Here is a 22,762-nt window from a genome sequence, read left to right as displayed (position 1 = left end):
TAAAGTAATCTTGGTTTTATCACGGCGAACGATAATGAGTGAAAGCAGAAGAAATAGAAGAAAAAATGATAAGAAAAAGTATCAGCCCAAAAGCGATATTTCAAAAAAAGATAGAATTATAGCTTTAGTTGTGATAGTCTTGATTTTTGTGGTTGCTGCAATAGCAGCTGTTTATTATTCTCTATACAAATCTGGATTAACATTATTTTGAAACAAGTACAATATGAATGAGATTATCCATATTAAAAATATGGTCTGCCCAAGATGTATCTCGGCAGTATCCAATATTTTGGAGCAACTTGAAATACCTTATGTCTCTATCAAATTGGGAGAGGTAAAATTAGTTTCTTCATTAAGTGTCCAGACCAAAAATGGTCTTTCCAAAGCACTTCAAAATTCAGGTTTTAGTTTGATTGACGACCGTAAAAGTCAACTTATTGAAAAAATGAAAACTTTAGTGGTGGATAAAATCCATCATTCTTTGGAAGGACTGGATATTAAATGGGCAGATTATATAGGCGAAAATATTCATCTTGATTATAAATATTTAAGTTCGCTATTCTCATCAGTAGAAAGTATCACATTTGAGCAATACATCATCAACCAAAAAATTGAGCGTATAAAAGAACTCATCATTTATGATGAATTAACCTTGTGTGAGATAGCTTTTAAACTTCATTATAGTAGTGTCGCGTATTTAAGCAATCAGTTTAAAAAGGTTACAGGAATGACACCTACACAGTTTAAAAAAAGCACAAATCAGAATCGCAAATCTTTGGATGAGATTTGATGTTAAACTCTGTTAATCCGAAAATTCTACAAATTATTCGGCATATTCTATAACAATAAATAATGCAGTTTATATTAAATTGTGTTTAATAATATCTGCTATAGTAGTGGACTATTTTTAACAATTTAAATTCTAAAATATTTATGAAAAATTCAAAATTAATCGAAGCTTTAAACAATTGTGTAACACATTGTAATCATTGCGCTGATGCTTGTCTTGACGAAGGAGACATTAAGATGATGGTAGATTGTATAAGAACTGATAGGGCTTGTGCCGCAATCTGTAGTGCAACAGCAAATTTGCTTGCGTCAAATTATAAGGATGTAAGAGGTATGGTAGAGCAATGCCGTGATATCTGTGAAAAATGTGCTGATGTATGTGCCAAGCACGACCACAAACATTGTCAACAATGTGCAGATGCCTGTAGAAAATGTGAGGAAGCTTGTGAGGAATATTTAAAATAATACATCTCACTTTTATTAAGCATTAAGAGGTTTTTTTACCTCAAATTCCGAAAGGCCACAACTGCTATTGTGGTCTTTTTGTTATATTAAATTTGGGGGATAAGTTACCTTGTTTTTAAAGGGAACTCGATTAGTTTCAAAATAACAACCGTTATCAAAGTAAATCTACAAGTTAGTCAGCCAATAAAAATCTGTTTTAGAAACCAAACAAAGGAAATTATATATATATTGTTTATTTATGGAACGATACGTTGTCCACCATTTCGAGAAAATAAAAGATTATCAACATCATCTTTGCACAACCTGTGCATCGATTAATTTGTATATTTGTAAAACTTTATGAAAATATTCTTTTCCATATCAATGTCTATTTTATTCTTTTTTCAAGGGATTAGCATAGATATGGACTTTTGTGGACCAATTAAAAAAATTTCAAGTATTATTACCCATTATCAAGACCATAAAGTTTATGGAGACTCTTTCTTTGAATATGTAGTAGAAGATTATTTTGACAATGATGCAAAAAATGAAGGGCACCATAATAACCCAGATAAGGAGAATACACCAGTTCATTCCCATAATCAATGTTGTCACCCTTTAGTATTAATTATTGCGAACAACAATTCGGCTTTAACCAATCGACTAAAGTTTGAAGATAAAAAACAGTTCAACTTACATAAAGTAGACTTCACTTCCAGATATCTGGAATCACTTTTCCAACCTCCTAAAGTATAATTCAGTTTTTTTTAAGGATAGATATATCCTAACGTGATGCTTCTCAAGACAGGCATTGCTATATAAATGCGTTGCACCTATTCGCATCGTAAGTTTTAAACTGAATTAATACATTTTCTATGATTAACAAAATCATTTCATTTTCCATTAATAACAAATTTATTATTGGCTTATTTATAGTGGCATTGGTTGGTACGGGCATTTGGTCTATGGCCACTATAAATCTGGGTTCTGTACCCGATATTACCAACAACCAAGTACAAGTTATTACAGTTGCCCCAAATTTAGGTACTGAAGATATTGAACAATTTGTTACCTACCCTGTGGAATTGGCAATGGCAAATCTGCCAGACGTTATCGAACTGCGTTCGGTGTCCCGTTTTGGTCTTTCGGTGGTTACCATTGTCTTTAAGGATGAGGCTGGAACCTATCTGCCAAGGCAATTGGTACAGGAAAAATTGACCGAAGTTGCTGGAGAAATCCCTGAAGGTTTCGGCACACCTTTTATGGCACCCATAACAACAGGTCTGGGCGAAATTTTTCAATATACCTTAAAAGTAAAAGAAGGCTATGAAGACAAATATGACGCAATGGAGCTTCGTACCATCCAAGATTGGATTGTTAAACGCCAAATGGCACTAGTCCCCGGAGTCGTTGAGGTCAATGCCTTTGGAGGCTATGTAAAACAATACGAAGTTGCCATAAATCCTGATAAACTAAAAAGTTTTGACATTACAATGAATCAGGTTTTTGAGGCCCTTAAAGTGAACAATGCCAATACTGGTGGAGCTTATATCGAAAAAAACCACCAAGCCAATTTTATCCGTGGCGAAGGGCTGGCACGAAGTATTGCCGATTTGGAAAACACGGTTGTAACCACACAAAATGGAAGCCCGGTTTTAATACGTGATGTCGCGGAAAAAGTAGGCTATGGTAATCAAGTGCGTTATGGTGCGTTTACCCAAGATGGACACGAAACTGTTGGTGGACAAATTTTAATGCTGAAAGGCGAAAGCCCAGGCGACGTGATTGAAAATGTGGAAAAGCGTATTGTAGAAATTCAAAAATCCCTGCCGGAAGGTGTTTATATTGATGCTTTTTTAAGCCGAAGTGAACTTATTGAGGCAACCACAAGTACCGTTAAAAACAATCTAATAGAAGGAGCCCTAATCGTCATATTTGTTTTGGTCTTACTTTTGGGAAGCTTCCGTGGTGGCTTGATAGCAGCTTCGATAATCCCTTTATGTCTATTATTTGCATTTATTTTGATGAAACAATTTGGCATTTGGGCAAATTTAATGTCCTTGGGTGCGATCGATTTTGGAATTATTGTAGATGGAGCGGTGATTATCGTGGAAGGAGCGGTTTTCCACATTCATCAACGGATGAAAAAATCCACAACCGCCATCAACCAAGCTGAAATGGATGAAATCGCCTATGATTCTTCAAGTAAAATGATGAATTCTGCCTTCTTCGGTCAACTAATTGTTCTTATAGTTTTTACACCGATTCTTTTTTTGACCGGTGTGGAAGGGAAAATGTTCCGGCCAATGGCATTTACATTTGGTTTTGCCGTTTTAGGAGCGATTATCCTTTGTCTTACCTACGTGCCAATGATGTCATCATTATTTTTAAAACCTGCTAAAAATCAAAATAGTTGGTTCGCCAAGTTTGAAAACAAGATTGATAGGTTCAGTGATAAAATTATGGATGTTCTGAATCGTATCTATCTGCCTATATTAAATTTTGCACTTCGCTTTCGGGCAGGTGTGGTTATAGGCGCGGTTTCCTTGCTTTTGATTTCAGGATTTATTTTCAGCAATATGGGAGCAGAATTTGTCCCTAAATTTGATGAAGGCGATATTGCATTTCAAGCATTGATAAAACCGGGGAGCAGTCTTACAGAATCTATTGAGGCTTCAGAGAAACTTCAGAAGTTAATCAATGAGTTTCCGGAAGTAAAAACAGTAGTTTCTAGGATTGGTGTGGCCGAAATACCGACAGACCCGATGCCTATGGATATTGCCGATAGTTATATTATTCTTGAAAAAGATAAGAGTAAATGGACTTCCGCAGATAGTAAAGAAGAACTGATAGAAAAAATACAGGAAAAAATTTCAGTAGTTCCCGGCGTAAATTTCGTGTTTACCCAACCTGTAGAACTTCGTTTTAATGAATTGCTTACAGGGGTTCGTGAGGACGTGGCAATCAAACTGTACGGAGAAGATTTAGGCGTTTTGGCAGACAAGGTACAGGAAATCGCAGCGGTCATCAGAACCGTTCCCGGAGCGGCTGACCTCAATGTAGAAGCTACAAGCGGTTTGCCACAAATGACAGTGGTGTATAACCGGGCAAAAATGGCACAATACGGTGTAACCGTTGACAAGCTGAATGATTATGTAAGTGCTTCATTTTCTGGAGAACAGGCAGGAGTCATTTTTGAAGGGGAAAAACGATTCGATGTGGTCATTCGTTTGGCAGAGGAATATCGACAAGACATCAATAGCTTAAAAAACCTTTTCATAGACCTGCCAAACGGTGCACAAGTACCTTTAAAGGAGGTTGCAGATATCAGCTATAAGCCAGGTCCGATGCAGATTTCAAGGGACAATACCTCCCGTCGTATTTCGGTAGGGGTCAATGTTCGTGGGCGCGATGTAAAATCGATGGTCGAGGAAATTCAACAAAAATTGGAAACGGACGTGAAACTGCCACCAGGTTATTTTGTAACCTACGGAGGTTCTTTCGAAAACCTTCAACGTGCTTCAGACCGATTGATGATTGTAGTTCCAATCGTTCTATTAACAATATTTGTTCTGCTTTACTTTGCTTTAAATTCAGTTACACAGGCCTTGATGATCTATATGGCAGTGCCTTTGGCGACCATTGGTGGTGTTTTCGTTTTGTTGATTCGTGGAATGCCTTTCAGTATTTCTGCCGGAGTCGGGTTTATCGTGCTCTTCGGAGTTGCCGTATTAAACGGACTCATACTCATAAACAAATTCAATGAATTAAAAGACAGTGGAATGACAGATTTAAAAAAACGTATATACGAAGCAACGCACGAACGTTTACGTCCAATTTTATTAACAGCCATTACAACAATTATGGGTTTTATCCCAATGGCGATTTCTACCTCTGGTGGTGCAGAAGTACAGCGACCTTTGGCGACAGTAGTCATTGGAGGAATGCTTACGGCAACATTTCTGACCTTGGTGGTTATTCCTATTCTTTATTATTGGCTGGAATCCCGAAAAGAAAAGAAGGACAATGGTGGAGATGTAAGTTATATTAAAAAATCAACCAATATTGTAACCGTATTATTGATGGTTGGAGGTTTGATGGCTTCTGGTACTTCATTTGCCCAAGACACCAATCAAGATGGTACAATCCCAAAGACCTTGACCATTGATGAGGCTATTGCTATGGCTAAACAGAATTATCCATCACTTAAAGAGAGCCAAGCATTTATTGAACGGGAAAAGGCACTAAAGGGAACGAGTTTTGACCTTGGTAGCACTCAAGTTTTCACGGGCAAAGAAGAATATGGAAATAATCTTCCTGGAGTGCAGACAACCGTTGGTGTGCAACAGGGCAACATTGATTTGCTTTCCGGTTTTTCAAAATCGAAGTTTTACAAAGAGCGTATTGCCTTGGGAGAAAAGTTTTATGTGGCCAGTGAACAACAATTGGTGCGTAATGTGATGCAGGCGTATGACCAAATTAATTATTACAAGGCACAATTGCGTTTTGCAGACCAATTGGACAGTATTTATACCAATTTTAAGACCGCTGCCCAACTTCGGTATGATACGGGAGAAACAGGTAAGTTGGAATTTATTTCAGCCTCTTCAGAATTTCAACAGATTCAAGTATTAAGGCAACAAGCCTTTGATGATATTGAAATAGCCAAACGTGCCTTAAAACAATATTTGGGAACGGATGAATCCATTGAAACGATTAGTGAACCATACAAAACATTGGATTTTATGGCAATGTTAGATTCCACTTCGGTGGCCAATAACCCAATGTTGCAATATGCGTTGCAAAATGCCGAAGTAAGCAAGGCAAACGTTGGTGTTGAGAAATCACAATTCCTGCCGAAATTCAGTTTATCGTATGGCAGACAGGTTGTGGATGATGTTTCAGGCTTCAACACCTATCAGGCAGGTATTAGTATTCCGTTGTGGTTTTTTCCCCAGAAGTCGAGGGTCAAGGCGGCCAAGGCAGACGCAATGGTAGCAGAGAATCAATATTTGGAACAAAAGGCGGTCACGGAAAGTCGTGTGTCGCAATTGACCAAATCCCTTGAAAAAACAAAGAAGATTTTGCAATATTACGAAGAAGGCGCACTACTCTTGGCAGAAGAACAAATTACCACCGCACAATTGGCATCTAAAGAAGGCGAAATAGATTACGTCAATTACATCACGATTCTCAATAGTGCCATCCGCATTAAACAAAACCATTTACAATACATCAATCAGTTTAACCAGCAGACCATTGATATGCAATATCAATTGGGCAATTTATAACCTTAAAAAAAGAGAAATGAAGAATATACTATTAGTAAGTACCGTATTATTTACACTTATGTTTATGAGTTGTAATGATGCCCCAAAATCTGAACTTGGGCATAACGAAGCCGAAGGCGTATCAAAAACCAATGAAGCTGGAGAAGATGCACACGGCGAGGAAGGCCACAGTGAAGGAGAAGAAGAAGGTCACAGCGAGGAAGAAGGCGTTGTGGAACTCACAAAGCAACAGGCCGAAACCATAGGTTTGGAAATGAAACTTTTGGAGGAACGCAATTTAGGGAACAACATTAAGGTAACAGGAACGCTGGAACTTTTCCCACAGGACAAGGCGAACATAAGTCCTTTTGTTGGTGGAAATGTGAGTTCCATAAAAGTAATACCCGGAGATAACGTAAGCAAAGGACAGGTGTTGGCATATATAGAACACCCTGATATCATTGCAATGCAACAAGATTATCAGGAAAAAAATGATGAATTGGTCTTTTTGAAACAGGATTTTGAGCGCAAGCAGACTCTTTATGATAAAGGTGTTTCTTCTGGCAAGGAATTTCAAATGGCACAGTCAAAATTTCGTTCTACAACATCCAGCGTCAATGGTTTGCGGTCCCAATTGAGACTGTTGAGCATTAACCCGGACAAAGTGGCGGAAGGCCAAATATATTCCGCTGTTCCCATTACCTCGCCTATAAGTGGGTATGTGGATGAAGTAATGATTAGCCTTGGCGATTACGTGGCACAACAATCCAAAATGTTCTCGATAAGCGACAACTCAAAAATTTATGTCAACTTCAAAGTATATGAGAAGGACATAAAGCAAATCAAGCAAGGGCAACAGATATATTTTTCCACGGCCTCTCGTCCAGATGAACTGCTTAAAGCAACCGTTCGGTCTGTTGGTAAAACCTTCAATACAGACCCAAAAGCTTTGGAAGTTCTGGCAGATATTGAAAACAAGGATAAAAACCTATTGCCGGGTATGTATGTGGAAGGGCGAATAGTGCAAGGCGAGAAAAAGGGTTTTGCCGTACCGGAAGCTGCCATTATAAAAGAAGGCGAGCAATCCTTTATTTTTATTTTGGATGAAGATGAAGAAATGGAAGCGGACAAAATGAAATTTAAAATGATACCCGTAACGGTTGGTATTACTGATTTAGGCTTTGTTGAAGTCAACCTGCCTGCCGAAGTTTCAAAGGATGCCAAAGTCGTGATAAACGGAGCTTATAACCTGTCTTCGGAAATGGTCAAGGGCGAACTGGAACACGGACATTAATTCAATAACAATCAAAGATTTTGATTCCGAGTTTGTTTATCGTCTTAATTAGTTAGTTAAAAATTAAAAAACAGGCTCGGTTCAAAATCGATTAAAAATTTAAAAATATGAAATGAGCTATAACAATGTGGATACCAACCACAATGTTGATTGGGGAATTACATATGACCATTAAAAAACAAATAAATATCAACAGATGAAAGAAATAAAAGCATTTATAAAACCAAACCGAATCCAAAGAGTCATTGAAGCACTTTCTGACAATGGATTTGAAAGTATGACCCTTTCACAAGCAGAAGGCACGGGCGCATTCAAGGCAAAAGGTGCAAGACCGTCGCTAGATTTTCACGTAACAGATAGTCCTGTGGTAAAATTGGAATTGGTCTGTCAAAATGAGGAAGCCCAAGCGGCCATTGAAACAATTATAGCCAACGCCAAAACCGACGGGCCTGGAGATGGTATTATTTATATAGCAAATATTGAAGATGCCTTTCAGATTAAAACAGGAGATTCCTTAAAACGGCACGACCTGTAAATCTCTTTTTAAACAAATGGAAAAAATAGTTCAATTTTTAGAAAGCAAAGGAATACGACCTACAGCTATGCGCCTTATGACATATAAGCGGTTGGCAGAGTTGAATGTGGCCATCAGCCTTGGCGACTTGGAAAAGGATTTTAAGGTCAGTGAAAGAAGTACCCTATTTAGGACTATGAAAGCGTTTGAAGAAAAAGGTATTGTGCATCAAATCGAGGATGGTACGGGAGTTATAAAATACGCCCTTTGCGAAGAAAATTGTGAATGCGAGGTCGGCAACGACCTTCATTTGCACTTTCATTGCAACAATTGTAATGAAACGGTCTGTTTAACAGAGCATAAAATCCCTCACATCAACTTACCTGATGGTTATATTACCGAGGATATCAACTTGGTGGTAAAGGGCATTTGCGAAAAATGCAGTGGCAATTAGGATTAAACGTTTGGTTTTTAAATTTAATTATCATTTATAAATAGTGAGTAATGATGTCAATCTATAAAAAAGAAGCTACTGTATATATGGTGGCAGAGAAAAAGCTGGATGCCAAGGATTATGAAAACTTGATACCAGTCTTAACAGAACATATAACTGCCCATCCGGAAGTTTTCTGGTACATCGAGATGGAAAATTTTGAAGGTTGGACAGCAGAGGCACATTGGAAGGGAATTGAATTAGACCTTCCGAATGAAAAGCATTTAAAGCGTGTTGCTTTGGTGGGTAGCGTTAAATGGCAGGAGCAATTTACCGAGGTATTGCTTCCTTTTTCAGAAGCTCATATAAAATTTTATAAGACCGAAGAAAAAGAATTGGCCAAAGAATGGATAGAAATAGAATAACATAAAAAATGGATATACTATTGATTTAAAAACAGAAACACTATGATGGACGATTGGTATTTTGGAGGAATGCACTGGATATGGTGGGGACTTTGGATAATCCTCATCTTTTGGATATTCCTAATTCCTTACCCCACCCCGGGACAGAAACGGAAAAAGGATAGTGCGATGGAAATCCTGAGGGAACGTTTTGCACGGGGCGAAATAAGCAAGGAAGAGTTTGAACAGCGAAAGAAACTGTTACGGGAAAACAAGAAAAAATAAACTGCAATGAAACCGCCTAATGGCATACATAATCAAAAAAGAGGAGGGCTGAACAGGCAAGGACTTCTTATTGCTATTGTTTTAGGGTTTGCGGTGGGCATAATCATTATACAGCCATTGGGCATTTCCCTATTCCAGTATGACCAGAGCGGTGATACGGGCAATTGGTGGTATTTGTTCAAAAATGCAGTTGGGCAAGCTCTTGGATTTGGAGATGTGGACCAAATCCTAAAAAATATCCTGTTTGGTATTATGGGAAGCAGTCTCGCCCTGATGTTCTATACAAGAAAAACAATATTTCAACTAAATAGGGAGAAAGTCGGAATAACCTTGATAAGGGAATTATTGGACAAAGGTGAAAACCACGAGGTAGAATTCAAAAGCACCTTGCGGTGGGACCTTCGACAAGGTAAGGTAAACAAAGCCTTGGAAATGGTAGTGGCAAAGACCATTGCGGGATTTATGAATACCGAAGGCGGCCATTTGATTATAGGAGTTGACGATGAAGGCCGTATCCTGGGGCTCGAACAAGATTACGGTACTTTAAAGAAACCGGGCAAGGACGGATTTGAACAGTATATAATGCAGTTGGTGTCCTTCAATTTAGGCACGCATTTTTGCCCTTTGGCAAAGGTGACCTTTTACCAATTTGAAGAAAAGGATATCTGTTATGTAAGGGTCTACAAATCGCAAAAACCAGTGTATTTGAACCTGGGCGACCGTTCTCATTTCTTTATCAGAACTGGGAACGGTACCCGTGAGTTGGATATGCCCGAAGCATTAGATTATATGGAAACACACTTAAATTAAACAATATGGGATTTTTAAAACATTTATTAAGAGGAAGTTATGGTCATCATTCCAACAAGCATCAACGTAAAAATAATGACCCAAGATTTGATGAACCCAAGGTTGTTGTGAGATGTATAAAATGCGGCAAAAACAATCCTGAAAATGCTTCTTTTTGTCAACATTGTGGCGAGCCTTTAGGTAAAGTAAAATGCAAAAGTTGTGAAGAACCAATACCTATGGATGCAAAATTTTGTTCTAAATGTGGCACTGAAGTATAGTTAAAAACCTTATAAAAAAGAACTCTAACTTTTACCAATATTTCATATATAGCTTTAGGTTAAAGATTTATAGCAAGAAAGTTTATGACATAATTGGAATACAAAATGTAAATAACCGAACTATATGAAATTAATGAATGACAGATTGTACCACAAAATATTCAACGGTGCCATTATTATGATTTTAATTATAACTGTTTCTTTGGGAATCGGGATGCTTGGGTATTATTATTTTTTGAAATTAAGTTGGATTGATAGCTTTTTAAACGCTTCAATGATTCTTACAGGAATGGGTCCCTTAGATGAAGCACAAACCGATGCTGGCAAATTGTTTTCTGGAATTTATGCCTTGTATTCTGGGATAATTTTCCTTTCGGCCATAGCAATCTTTATCTATCCCATTATTCAAAAAATTGGGAAAAAATTTGAACACCACCACTAATAACAATTATAATTTCTCAATATGCTCTTAAATAAAAGAATATCCATTGTCAATTTTATTAAAACCATAAAGTTTGATATTGTATTTATTGTATTTATTGTATCTTATGCTGTAGCTGTGGGTATTTTGGACCAATATGGTTTTTTGTCAAAAATCTCTATTCCAATTGGTGTTACTGCTGTTTTTGGCACTGCGGTAGCTTTGCTTTTGGGTTTTCGAACCAATCAAGCTTATGAGCGCTGGTGGGAAGCCCGTATTATATGGGGCGCAATTGTGAATGATTCCCGAACACTGGTCAGACAATGTGTTTCATTTTTCAAAAGGAGCAACGGGCAGTACGATATTTTGGTCAATGAAATGACCAACCGTCAAATAATCTGGTGCTATGCATTGGGTGAATCATTGAGAAAACTACCCTTTTCCCCCAAAGTTAAGGAATACCAAAAATCTTATAAGTTGGAGTCTTTTAATATTCCAAATACTTTATTGTCAGAACATTCTGAAACTTTGCTAAAAGCAAAAGAAAACGGTATGGTCAATGATTTTCAGCAGGTACAAATAGACAGTACCATAGCCAGATTATGTGATTCTATGGGCAAGTGCGAACGTATAAAAAACACGGTCTTCCCCAAAGCACATAGTTTATTAATCCATTTAATCATTTATGTATTTGCCACAATGTTACCATTTGGTCTGTCAGACCAATACCTGGCGGTGGAAATAAGTCTAACTATTGGAATACCGATTATTTTCGTTGCCATTGAAAAAACATCCATTTTGATGCAGGACCCTTTTGAAAATCGACCTATGGACACCCCTGTAACCGATTTGGCTACAACTATTGAAATAAATCTTAAACAAATGATAGGGGATGAGGATATTCCGATCAAAGAAAAAGCGAGCGAATATTATATACTGTAAAGGGTCAACTTTAAAATTTTATAAAATGAAAAAACTAAAAATGAAAATTCCCGTAATCCTTCCACAGGTACCGGACGAAAAAGATGCCTGCATCAACAGGATCATCGACAAATTAAGTGGACGTGAAGGCATTGACAGTGTACACATATCCGATGAAAAACCGGACGGTATACCGCAACTCTGTTTCCATTATGACCCTGATGTCATTTCCCTTGATAGAGTAAAGTCCTTGGCAGAAACCACGGGAGCCCAAATCACGGATAAATTTGGGCATAGGCTAATAGCCGTGGAAGGGATACGCCACACCCGTCACGCCCGAACCATCGAGAAAGCAGTCAAGGAGGTCGATGGAGTTCTCGAAGTTTCCGCATCCGCTTCTGGAATGGTACGTGTGGAATTTGATAAAGGCATTACAGGATTTGGGGCTATTAAAAAGAAAATAGAAAAACAAGGGCTTACCATTATTGAACCTTCCGTTGATACAGAAACGTATTTACAAAAAATGGAAGTTTCCAACGGTGAAGAAAAATCTGAAGATACTCAAGACAAGGAGGAAAATCAACACGTTGGCGAGAGCGAAGACCACGTTCATAAAGACGGCGAAGAACACAACCACAAGGAGGGTGAAAGTGAGGCACACGCCCACGGTGGTATTTTTGGCAAGAATACCGAACTTATTTTTGCCATCATTTGCGGTACGCTTCTGGGTATTGGTTTTGGCCTTTCCTACGTAGAATCAATACCGGATTGGGTTAGCTTATCTTTATACGTCGGTGCTTACTTTTTTGGAGGGTACTTTACGGCGAAAGAGGCTATACAGACCGTAGCCAAGGGCGGCTTTGAAATCGACTTCTTGATGTTGGTTGCCGCCATCGGTGCCGCAGCTCTGGGCGAATGGGCAGAAGGTGCCTTGTTGCTGTTCCTGTTTAGTTTGGGGCACGCCCTTGAACATTATGCAATGGAAAAGGCCCGAAAGTCCATTGCGGCACTGGCAGATTTAGCACCAAAAACGGCATTGCTGAAAAAAGATGGCAAGACAGAAGAAGTCGGGATTGAAAAATTAAGTATAGGCGATATCATTGTGGTCAAGCCCAATAGTAAAATATCCGCAGATGGCGTCGTGGTCAATGGAAAAAGCAGCGTCAACCAGGCACCTATTACTGGGGAAAGTGTACCCGTGGACAAAATTCCCGTGGAAGATACGAGCAGGGACTATTCGGCAGACGATGATATCAAGGACGAAAATCGGGTATTCGCTGGAACTATCAACGGTAATAACACGCTGGAAATAAAGGTAATCAAGGAAGCCAAAGACTCTACACTATCCCGACTGGTCAAACTGGTTAACGAGGCGCAGACCCAGAAGTCCCCTACCCAACTGTTGACCGATAAGTTTGAAAAATACTTTGTACCATCCGTACTGATACTGGTGGGTATCCTGCTCTTTGCCTTTCTGGTCATTGATGAACCGTTTAGTGCAAGTTTTTACCGTGCAATGGCGGTATTGGTAGCCGCCAGCCCCTGTGCACTGGCCATTTCAACACCAAGTGCTGTATTAAGCGGGGTTGCAAGAGCGGCTCGTGGCGGGGTACTTATCAAAGGTGGGCGACCGCTTGAGGATTTGGGGGTCATTACGGCTTTGGCTTTTGATAAAACGGGCACGCTTACAGAAGGCAAGCCCAAACTTACCGATGTAGTACCATTAGGGGATATTGAAGAAAATGAACTGTTAAAGATAGCTGTTGCTGTTGAAAATTTGAGCGACCACCCTTTGGCCAAAGCTGTCGTAAGGGATGGGAAAGAGCGTCTGAAAGGTACTGATATTAACGATGCGTCAGATTTAGAAGCGGTTCTCGGAAAAGGTATCAAAGCGTCCTTGGGCAAGGATAAAATCTATATTGGAAACCTTGACTTGTACGAAGACCTCGATGAAGCAAAACCATCCGAAGAAATATCGAATAAAGTAAAAGAACTTGAAAGCGACGGAAACACGACGATGCTTATAAGAAGGAACAAAGAATATATCGGTATCATCGCCCTGATGGACACCCCACGGGAAGCGGCCAAGGAAACACTGAAAAAATTAAAGGAAATCGGTATCAAGCGGATGATAATGCTAACCGGGGATAATCAAAAGGTTGCCGACGCCGTTGCTAAAGAAATTGGATTGACCGATGCTTGGGGAAGCCTGTTGCCGGAGGAAAAAGTGGATGCCATAAAAGAATTAAAGGAAAAGGAATCCAAGGTGGCAATGGTGGGAGATGGTGTAAACGATGCGCCTGCGATGGCAAACAGTACCGTAGGTATTGCAATGGGTGCAGCGGGCAGTGATGTGGCTTTAGAAACCGCGGATGTTGCCCTAATGGCCGATAAATTGGAAACCCTGCCCTTTGCCATTGGCTTAAGTAGGAAAGCAAAGGCCATAATCAAGCAGAACCTTTGGGTAAGCCTTGGGGTTGTGGCACTTCTGATACCAGCCACCATTTTGAGCTGGGCAAACATAGGAATAGCCGTGGCATTTCACGAGGGGTCTACCTTGGTAGTCGTGGCCAATGCGCTGCGCCTTTTGGCTTATAAAAAAGATTAGAAAAATTGGGACATAGAAGAACCTGGTTTTTTGAAAGAATATTAAATGACAAAGACGGAAAAAACATTATTGGCTAAAGGGATTCGACCTACTAAAATGAGGTCGAAGATATACAAGTTCCTAAAAAGGAAACAAAGTGCCGTGTCCTTTTCCGATTTGAAAAAGGCCTTTGTTCAAAAGAGCGAAACCAATAAAACAGCAAACAGAACGACCTTTTATCGAAACCTCAAGATTTTCGAGGATAAAGGGCTGATTCATCAGATTAATGATGGGGTCGGAGTGGCAAAATATGCGATTTCTGATGAAAACGCCAAAGGTAAATACGGTACAGATTTACATATGCACTTTCATTGTACCGATTGTAGGAAAACAATCTGTTTACCGAATAAGATATCGGAAGAAAGCTTGCCACACGATTATGAAGTGAACGATGTGAACTTGGTTTTGAAAGGAATATGTGAAAAATGCAGGAAAAAATAACAGGTGGGAGTACTTGAACCTTGAACCCTTGCGCCCAATGGTCCAGTTCAGGTTTCTTCCACCCTCTTTAACTAAAAAATATGGCAGAACTAAAAAAATCTTTGAGTACGCTTCGACTTACCTTTTATGGCGTTGGCACGATTGTGGGTGCAGGAATCTATACCGTGATTGGTGCAGCTGCTGGACAAGCGGGCACAGACCTTTGGTTGAGTTTTATTTTTGCAGCAATTGCGGCTAGTGTCTCTGCAATGTCCTATGCAGAGTTGTCCTCTACCTATCCCAATGCTGGTGCGGAATTTATTTTTGTACGCAAGGCATTTCCAAAAATTGATATTCCGTCTTTTCTCACGGGTTGGACGATTGCGTTTCATAGTTCGGCCACCATTGCAGCCGTGTTACTTGCCTTTTCGGGGTATTTCAATACGTTTTTTAATATGCCCTCTCTTCTAATAAGTTATGGCATTTTATTGGTGTTGTCATTAATTAGTATTACAGGCATCACAAAATCGTCGACAGCAAATATTATTATGGTCAGCATTCAACTTTTGGGATTGTTATTATTGATAGTATTTGGACTTTTGGAAACTGGTCCACCCAAAGCAGAATTTTTTAAAGTTGAATCGATTTCTGGAACTTTGGCGGCCACAGCTACACTGTTCTTTATCTATACTGGTTTTGAACATATGGCAGCTTTGGGTTCGGAAGTTAAGAACCCAGGGAAAACAATTCCCCGTGCATTTTTAATGACTATGGTAATAACTACAATAATTTATTTATTTATTGCTTTTACGGTTTTGAATATTGCAGACCCTTCCGCTTTGGCAAACGTGGATTCGCCACTTTCTCTTGCATCTTCCAATCTCAACAATTGGTTGCCTGTGGTATTGGCTATCGCTGCACTTTTTGCTACGGCTAATGCTGCTTTTAGTGGTATCATATCCATAAGTAGGTTGCTTTTTGGAATGGCCAGTGTGGGAGAACTTCCAAAGTTTATGACCAAAACCAATGCACAGAAAGTACCGTGGGTTACTACTATTGTAGTTATGGCAGCAGTTGCGGGATTTTTATTGTTGGGCGATATTAAGATTGTAGCAGGTATGTCTTCTTTAGGCGCTTTACTTGTTTTTGTTGCCGTAAATGTCGCACTTATCGTGCTTCGGTTTAAAGCACCAGAGCAAGAACGACCATTTAAAGTTCCTTTGGCTATAGGACGAGTGCCGATTTTACCCATTTTGGCGATACTTATAAGTCTATCATTGATAATCCAATTTAATTGGCAGGTTTATTCAGCGTTCGTAGGTGCTGTTATCGTGGGTATTGTGCTTGATTATTTTTTGGACAAAAAGTCAAAAGATGAAATAGACCCTGAAAAAGAAAAGGAACTTTTTAACCATTAAAATGAAGCTATGGACTGGATGTTTGAAGATTTTAAAACTGACCTAGATACCTTAAATCCTATTGTACGAGAAAAAGCCCTGTCCATAGCAAAAGAACTAATTGAAAAAAAAGATATTTCAGCAAAAGAAGCTTTATCAGAAGGCATCATAAGGGCGGAAGAATGGTTTTACGATTTAGAAGGATAATTATTAATTAAAAACTATATAAAATGTTACAGATAATCGAATTAAAAGAAAAAAATATTGTTGCAACAAAAGCTTCGGGCAAATTGAGAAAAGAAGATATAGAAAAAATCCACCCACTTATCCACGCCATACTGGACAAGGGAATGAAAGTCCGTTGGTATTTTGAGATGGAAAACTTTACAGGTTGGGATTTACCTGGTTTATGGGAAGACCTGAAAATGGACACAGCCCACGCCACGGACTATGAAAAGATTGCTATGGTTGGAGATAAAAAATGGCAGAATTGGATAACCCAATTTATGAAGCCTTTTACGAACGCCGAAATTAAGTATTTCAATATAGACCAAAAGGAAGATGCCAAAAATTGGATTGAGAGCCAGTAAGCTTACTTCCATAAAAGACAGACGATGAATAAAAAGAATATTTTTATTACCATACTAATTGGGTTTGCCATAGGTGTTTTTATCCTTTAACCTTTGGGGATAACAATTTTCACGTTTAGCAGCCAGAATTACGAAATCAATTGGTGGCAATATTTAATAAATAATTTCATTGAAATTTTGAATATCAATGGGAATCAAATTTTTGAGAATATTCTGTTTGGATTATTAGGTGCTAGTGTTGCGCTGATGTATTATTTAGGTAACAGATAAAAGGATATAGATAACAAGTAGGGGTAAATCGTTATGTGAAAGAGTGAAATTTTTTATTTAAATAAGTTAAGTGAAAACTTAATTAATAGCAGGCAGCTTTTATGATGCTTCTTAAAGCAAAATGATTAATAGCATTAAAAGCAAAAGTAGAAGCTGCTTTTTTTAATTATACAATTAAAGATGGATATTATGAATGTTAAACATTGTATTTTAATAACCTTATTGGTTTGTTATTATAGGGCAAACGCCCAAAAAATTTATACAACTGAAGAAGGTCATATTATGATGATGACTTTGGTTGATGATAAACCCATCAAGGCAGAAAGCCATAAATTGGCCTTATATCTTGATTATGATTCCAAAGTGGTTAATGGTGTACTCGACCTTAAGACTTTATCAACAGATAGTCCTGAAATCAATGCCACTTTACAACAGCGGGAAGACCCTTTAATGCTTCGGTTCACGGGCACTATTCCATCACAGGATTTTTTATCAAAACGGCACGACCCTATCAACTTTAATTGGCTGATAGATGTTACTTATCAAGGAAAATCCTTTAAATCACAATTTAAAGCAACCATTACCCATATAGAACAAGGAGTAAGTATGTCCTGCCTGATAAGCGCAACCGGACAATTATTGGTTTCAAATACTGGTTTGGATTCCTTAATAGAGGGTATCGATGATACCATAGAGGTGCAGTTTGCCCAAATGGTGTTGAGATTGGAATAACTATAAATTTAAATGAAATTATAATCGAATTAATGAAAAAAAAGAAATTGAATTTAAGAGATTTAAATAAAACTTCATCCGATAATCACAAGCGCAATGCTGGCCACAACCATAGCAGTCCGGAAAGTATAGGGAAATTTAAAATTTATGTACCAGCAATTTTCAGCTTTGTAATGCTGATTATTGGTATTGCGATGGATTATTTTGACGTAGCTTTTTTTAAAGATTGGATACGTATTGTCTGGTATGCAGTCGCATATCTTCCAGTAGGTTTTCCTGTGATAAAGGAAGGTTGGAACAGCATCAAAAATGGCGATTTCTTTACCGAGTTTTTATTGATGTCCATCGCAACCATAGGTGCATTCGCCATTGGCGAATATCCCGAAGGTGTGGCAGTAATGTTGTTTTATGCGGTAGGCGAATTGTTCCAAAGTGCCGCCGTTAAAAGAGCCAAGGGAAGCATCAAGGCATTACTGGATGTAAGACCTAATGAAGCCTTGGTCTATAGGAACAACAATTATGTTTCTGTAAATCCCGAAATCGTTGCTATTGGCGAAAAAGTGCAAGTCCGTGTGGGCGAAAAAATTCCTTTGGATGGTATTTTATTGTCCGAAAAAGGCTCGTTCAATACCGCAGCATTAACGGGCGAAAGCAAACCTGACACCATTGCAAAAGGAGAAAAAGTATTTGCAGGAAGCATCAATCTGGATGGCGTTATTGAAATTGAAACGACCAAAGAATTTAAGGATAGTTCCATTGCACGTATTCTCGATATGGTGCAAAACGCCACCGCACGGAAATCAAAAACCGAATTGTTCATTAGAAAGTTCGCAAGAATCTATACACCAATCGTTGTCTTTCTTGCGATTGGATTGACGTTTATACCCTACTTTTTTGTGGACGATTATGTCTTTAGCGATTGGTTGTATAGAGCCTTGATTTTCTTGGTTATTTCCTGTCCTTGTGCATTGGTTATCTCTATTCCGTTGGGTTATTTCGGTGGATTGGGCGCAGCTTCAAAAAATGGAATTCTCTTTAAGGGCGCATCCTATTTGGACGAAATGACAAAGATAACTACCGTTGTAATGGACAAAACGGGAACCGTGACCAAAGGTGTTTTCAAGATTAAGGAAATCAATTCCATCACATTTGAGGAAGCTGACTTTATGAAATATCTGATGGCAATGGAAGAGCAATCTACTCATCCTATCGCAAAAGCGATTCTCGAATACAAAGCAGACGGTTCGGATTATGAAGCGACTAATGTTTCAGAGGTTGCCGGAAAGGGATTGAAGGGTACAGTTAATGGGAAGACGGTGTTGGTAGGCAACAAAGCTTTGATGACTTCAAACAACATAGAAGTCCCTTCAGAAACGGATGGTATTGTGGAATCAATAGTTATGGTGTCCATTGATGAGAAATTTGCAGGTTACGTAACCATTGCAGATGAACTTAAGGATGATGCACACCAAGCTATAAAACAAATTAGGGATGCAGGAATTTCTAAGATTATAATGCTATCAGGCGACAAGGATTCTATTACGCAACAAGTTGCAAAAGAGTTAAACATTGATTGGGCAAAAGGTGGATTGTTACCTGAAGACAAGCTAAACGAAGTTGAAGAACTGAAGAAACAACCTGATACAAAAGTAGCATTTATTGGTGATGGCATCAATGATGCACCAGTTTTGGCCGCAAGTGGTGTAGGTTTTGCGATGGGTGGTTTAGGAAGCGATGTCGCCATCGAAACTGCTGATGTTATCATACAGACAGACCAACCGAGTAAGATTGCAAGAGCGATTCAGATTGGTCGCTCAACAAGAAAGATTGTATGGCAAAATATTGGATTAGCATTTGGTGTAAAAGTAATTGTGCTAATTTTAGGAGCGGGTGGTTTGGCTACAATGTGGGAAGCAGTTTTCGCAGATGTTGGTGTTGCTTTATTGGCAATTTTAAATGCGGTAAGACTACAAACAAAAAATTACGTAAAAATGTAAAGATTAATAAATAGAATAGTAACAAAAATCATTTTTGCTATAAGATGATTTCCTCCAGATTATGAATATTGAGAAAGATTGAAAAAATTATTAAAGAATTAGATCACAATTTAGAGTTTTTAGAAAAAGAAATTGAAGGTGCAATTGAAAGAGCAGAAGAAGGTATAAGAATTACGAAACGAGTTTTAGGTCAAATAAAAAATTTATTTCTAAAAGCCAAAACGATGTCTAAAAGTGAAGAAATTCATTTTTTTAAAAATTCTAAACCTTATGTTTTTAGCAAATTAATTTATTATGTAAAATTATTTAATATAGAAAGTAAAAGACCACGAAGTAGTAATAAATCACAAATTAAATACTTTAATAATCATATTGATAAACTGCAAAATTATTTTAATGACAATTTAGAGTTCTATCATTATTTTAGAAGAGGTGCTAAATTTCTCGATGAAGAATATTTTATGAGAGGTAAAGTAGATTTAAGATTATTTCCAGATTCACTTTCTTTTTTTACTGATGATACGTTTTCAACAAGTCACGATTCTTCTGTTGCAACAATACTTGCTTATGATATGTTAATCATCTATTTAAAAATAGAAATAGATAAACTTGAAAATTATAGTACAATGGAAACAAATTATGGAGCCTTTAAGAAACAATCAAAATTATTCTGGACTGGTAACAAAACAGATCTAATAGAATTGATTTATGCACTACATAGTTCAGGAGCAATTAATAGTGGTACAGCAGATATCAAAGAATTGGCATCGGTTTGTGAGCAGATGTTTAATATTGAATTAGGCGATTATTACAGAACATTTTTAGAAATAAAATCAAGAAAAATAAACCAAACAAAATTTATAGATAAAATAAGAGAATCGCTTTTAAAAAAAATGATAGAGTCAGAAGAATAATTACCCAACTTGGGTGTTTTAAAGTGCAAATTATTTTCATATAATTTGCACTTTTTTGTTATGCTAATTTAAAAATCAAAAAACTAAAATAAATCATTATAACACATTAATAATGAGTGAGTAAAAACACCCAAGTTGGGTGTAGCTTGTGTGTAAAACTTAATAATTCAGCACATATTTGCAAACGAAAGTCAAATCAGAAAGAAGGAGTTGTTTTTTTTAATGGGGGTAAATCAACAGCTTCTTCTTTCATTAAAACCGTTTTCAAATGCCAACATCAATTATTACCACAGAAGATTTAAGAGAGTTCAAAGAAGAATTATTAGAAGACATCAAAGCAATGATTAATCATCAATCTGGCTTTGCACCAAAGAAATGGCTGAAATCTCCAGAAGTCAGAGATTTATTAAGTATTTCTCCAGGTACTTTACAAAATTTAAGAATCAATGGTACACTTCCCTATTCTAAAGTAGGTGGTGTTATTTACTATGATTATGAAGAAATTGTAAAAGTTTTAGAAGAAAATCGCATTCACAATAAATTTTAAACTAAAAGAAAAGCCCCTCCTTTGGAGGGGTTGGGGAGGATTATGCAAAACGTAAATTTTATTAAACACCTTAAAGGTGTATTCTTTCAATTCTCAAAAGACAATCGATTAAACCCAACACATATTAGCTTATACATAGCATTATTTCAAATTTGGAATAACAATCGATTTTTAGAAGAATTCTATATAAATCGTGAAGAGGTAATGCGTTTTTCTAAAATAGGTTCAAAATCTACCTATCACAAGTGTATTAAAGAATTAAGTCATTGGAAATATATAATTTATTATCCATCACATAACCCTTATAAAGGAAGTAAAATTAAGATGTTCAAATTCGAGACAAGTACTGGACAAGCTCTGGTACACAACAATACCAATATCGAGACAAGCAGTGGACAAGCACTGGTATCTATTAATAAACATATACAAACTAATAGAAACAATAAAAACATTAATAAACTTGACCAGCCCAAAAATGAAAAAATAGTTATTGATTTTTTCAAAAAAGAAAAATGGCCAATAATTGAAGCACAAAAATTCTTTAATCATTACCAGGGTATTGGTTGGAAAGTTGGCGGCAAAACAAAAATTGTCAATTGGCAAGCAACAGCTAAAAACTGGATGATAAAAGCTGAAGAAATAAAAAATAAAGAAACGAATAAATCAGTTAGCCAAAATCAAGACAACCTAAAGACCAGTAAAAATAAAAATTACAACGAACCTTTATGATTAAAATACAACCACATATCATTCAAGAAGGAAGTGTGCAATTTCAATTAGGCGAACAAAAGGGAAATCAAATAATATACGATTTTCCAAAAATGCTAATCTATTTAGAAGCAAAAGGAAAGCTGCTTTTTGGTAAAAACTTCAAAATATATCCAGAAGATGAAGCAATTTTATACAAGCTCTGTATTTATTTTATTCGTGATTTTGAAACTTGTAGAAAATTAAAGATAGATCCTAACAAAGGAATTTTATTATCTGGCCCTGTTGGTTGTGGTAAAACCAGTTTGATGCAATTATTACCGTTTATTGTACCTCATCAAAATCAACATAGTCTAATCCCTGCAAGAAATATCACTTTCAGTTTTAATAAAAGTGGTTTTAAAATTATTGAAGATTATGGTAATAATGGCTTTTATTGTTTTGATGATTTAGGTGTAGAAACCACAGGAAGACATTTTGGTAAAGATTGCAATGTAATGGGAGAAATACTTTTGTCTCGCTATGATTTGTTCTTAAAACGTAAAATTAGAACACACACCACTACAAACTTAAATGCACAAGAATTAGAGAGTAGATATGGGATTCGTGTACGTTCCAGAATGCGAGAATTATTTAATTTGATTGCTTTTGATAAAGAAAGTTTAGATAAACGAAAATAGTTTTTAAATCATTTA

General features: G+C 37.3%; 24 protein-coding genes. All 24 read left to right on the top strand.

The window, feature by feature from the left end; translation table 11 throughout:
* Window positions 1-223 precede the first annotated feature (223 nt).
* The 24 genes from P161_RS0101905 (at window position 224) to P161_RS0101790 (ending at window position 22,747) form a co-directional block, all read left to right on the top strand.
* Window positions 224-790, top strand: a complete 567-nt coding sequence (locus P161_RS0101905; protein WP_026775397.1) for an AraC family transcriptional regulator — start codon at window positions 224-226, stop codon at window positions 788-790.
* Window positions 791-933: 143 nt separating this feature from the next.
* Complete coding sequence (locus tag P161_RS0101900; protein ID WP_026775396.1) at window positions 934-1,254, top strand: four-helix bundle copper-binding protein; 321 nt, start codon at window positions 934-936, stop codon at window positions 1,252-1,254.
* Between the two features lie 339 nt (window positions 1,255-1,593).
* Window positions 1,594-1,989, top strand: coding sequence for a hypothetical protein (locus P161_RS0101895; protein ID WP_231494689.1), 396 nt, complete (start codon window positions 1,594-1,596; stop codon window positions 1,987-1,989).
* A gap of 119 nt (window positions 1,990-2,108) precedes the next feature.
* Complete coding sequence (locus tag P161_RS0101890) at window positions 2,109-6,524, top strand: CusA/CzcA family heavy metal efflux RND transporter (RefSeq protein ID WP_026775394.1); 4,416 nt, start codon at window positions 2,109-2,111, stop codon at window positions 6,522-6,524.
* Between the two features lie 16 nt (window positions 6,525-6,540).
* Complete coding sequence (locus P161_RS0101885) at window positions 6,541-7,797, top strand: efflux RND transporter periplasmic adaptor subunit (protein WP_026775393.1); 1,257 nt, start codon at window positions 6,541-6,543, stop codon at window positions 7,795-7,797.
* 196 nt (window positions 7,798-7,993) lie between these two features.
* Window positions 7,994-8,332: a P-II family nitrogen regulator gene (locus P161_RS0101880; RefSeq protein ID WP_026775392.1), complete on the top strand. Its 339-nt coding sequence runs from the start codon at window positions 7,994-7,996 to the stop codon at window positions 8,330-8,332.
* A 16-nt stretch (window positions 8,333-8,348) separates the two neighbouring features.
* Window positions 8,349-8,765 carry a Fur family transcriptional regulator gene (locus P161_RS0101875; protein WP_026775391.1) on the top strand — a complete coding sequence of 139 codons (417 nt, stop codon included), beginning with the start codon at window positions 8,349-8,351 and terminating at the stop codon, window positions 8,763-8,765.
* 50 nt (window positions 8,766-8,815) lie between these two features.
* Window positions 8,816-9,169 (top strand): STAS/SEC14 domain-containing protein, encoded by a 354-nt coding sequence (locus tag P161_RS0101870; protein WP_026775390.1) that lies wholly within the window; start codon window positions 8,816-8,818, stop codon window positions 9,167-9,169.
* 42 nt (window positions 9,170-9,211) lie between these two features.
* Window positions 9,212-9,433, top strand: coding sequence for an SHOCT domain-containing protein (locus P161_RS0101865; protein ID WP_026775389.1), 222 nt, complete (start codon window positions 9,212-9,214; stop codon window positions 9,431-9,433).
* Window positions 9,434-9,439: 6 nt separating this feature from the next.
* Window positions 9,440-10,243: a helix-turn-helix domain-containing protein gene (locus tag P161_RS0101860; protein ID WP_223248935.1), complete on the top strand. Its 804-nt coding sequence runs from the start codon at window positions 9,440-9,442 to the stop codon at window positions 10,241-10,243.
* 5 nt (window positions 10,244-10,248) lie between these two features.
* Window positions 10,249-10,503, top strand: coding sequence for a zinc ribbon domain-containing protein (locus P161_RS0101855; RefSeq protein ID WP_026775387.1), 255 nt, complete (start codon window positions 10,249-10,251; stop codon window positions 10,501-10,503).
* Window positions 10,504-10,627: 124 nt separating this feature from the next.
* Window positions 10,628-10,945, top strand: coding sequence for a hypothetical protein (locus P161_RS17900; protein ID WP_036841153.1), 318 nt, complete (start codon window positions 10,628-10,630; stop codon window positions 10,943-10,945).
* Between the two features lie 21 nt (window positions 10,946-10,966).
* The gene (locus P161_RS0101845) at window positions 10,967-11,866 is read left to right on the top strand and encodes a bestrophin family protein (protein WP_026775386.1); all 900 of its coding nucleotides are present in this window, start codon (window positions 10,967-10,969) and stop codon (window positions 11,864-11,866) included.
* Between the two features lie 25 nt (window positions 11,867-11,891).
* Window positions 11,892-14,453, top strand: a complete 2,562-nt coding sequence (locus P161_RS0101840) for a heavy metal translocating P-type ATPase (protein ID WP_026775385.1) — start codon at window positions 11,892-11,894, stop codon at window positions 14,451-14,453.
* A gap of 45 nt (window positions 14,454-14,498) precedes the next feature.
* The gene (locus tag P161_RS0101835) at window positions 14,499-14,933 is read left to right on the top strand and encodes a Fur family transcriptional regulator (RefSeq protein ID WP_026775384.1); all 435 of its coding nucleotides are present in this window, start codon (window positions 14,499-14,501) and stop codon (window positions 14,931-14,933) included.
* Between the two features lie 80 nt (window positions 14,934-15,013).
* Window positions 15,014-16,330 carry an APC family permease gene (locus P161_RS0101830; RefSeq protein ID WP_026775383.1) on the top strand — a complete coding sequence of 439 codons (1,317 nt, stop codon included), beginning with the start codon at window positions 15,014-15,016 and terminating at the stop codon, window positions 16,328-16,330.
* A gap of 9 nt (window positions 16,331-16,339) precedes the next feature.
* Complete coding sequence (locus tag P161_RS19640) at window positions 16,340-16,516, top strand: hypothetical protein (RefSeq protein WP_164674149.1); 177 nt, start codon at window positions 16,340-16,342, stop codon at window positions 16,514-16,516.
* Window positions 16,517-16,539: 23 nt separating this feature from the next.
* Window positions 16,540-16,899 carry an STAS/SEC14 domain-containing protein gene (locus P161_RS0101820; RefSeq protein ID WP_026775382.1) on the top strand — a complete coding sequence of 120 codons (360 nt, stop codon included), beginning with the start codon at window positions 16,540-16,542 and terminating at the stop codon, window positions 16,897-16,899.
* A 459-nt stretch (window positions 16,900-17,358) separates the two neighbouring features.
* Window positions 17,359-17,901: a hypothetical protein gene (locus P161_RS0101815; protein ID WP_026775381.1), complete on the top strand. Its 543-nt coding sequence runs from the start codon at window positions 17,359-17,361 to the stop codon at window positions 17,899-17,901.
* Between the two features lie 32 nt (window positions 17,902-17,933).
* Window positions 17,934-19,898 carry a heavy metal translocating P-type ATPase gene (locus P161_RS0101810; protein ID WP_026775380.1) on the top strand — a complete coding sequence of 655 codons (1,965 nt, stop codon included), beginning with the start codon at window positions 17,934-17,936 and terminating at the stop codon, window positions 19,896-19,898.
* A gap of 68 nt (window positions 19,899-19,966) precedes the next feature.
* Window positions 19,967-20,812 (top strand): RteC domain-containing protein, encoded by an 846-nt coding sequence (locus tag P161_RS0101805; RefSeq protein ID WP_051605638.1) that lies wholly within the window; start codon window positions 19,967-19,969, stop codon window positions 20,810-20,812.
* Between the two features lie 268 nt (window positions 20,813-21,080).
* Complete coding sequence (locus P161_RS0101800) at window positions 21,081-21,359, top strand: helix-turn-helix domain-containing protein (protein WP_026775378.1); 279 nt, start codon at window positions 21,081-21,083, stop codon at window positions 21,357-21,359.
* Window positions 21,360-21,401: 42 nt separating this feature from the next.
* Window positions 21,402-22,088: a hypothetical protein gene (locus tag P161_RS0101795; protein WP_026775377.1), complete on the top strand. Its 687-nt coding sequence runs from the start codon at window positions 21,402-21,404 to the stop codon at window positions 22,086-22,088.
* Window positions 22,085-22,747: an ATP-binding protein gene (locus P161_RS0101790; protein ID WP_026775376.1), complete on the top strand. Its 663-nt coding sequence runs from the start codon at window positions 22,085-22,087 to the stop codon at window positions 22,745-22,747. Before P161_RS0101795 ends, P161_RS0101790 begins: the two co-directional genes overlap by 4 nt.
* Window positions 22,748-22,762: the final 15 nt, after the last annotated feature.

It is taken from the genome of Polaribacter sp. Hel_I_88 (assembly GCF_000687935.1).
In the GTDB taxonomy this organism is placed as follows: domain Bacteria; phylum Bacteroidota; class Bacteroidia; order Flavobacteriales; family Flavobacteriaceae; genus Polaribacter.
This window is presented reverse-complemented; position numbering and strand designations above follow the sequence as displayed.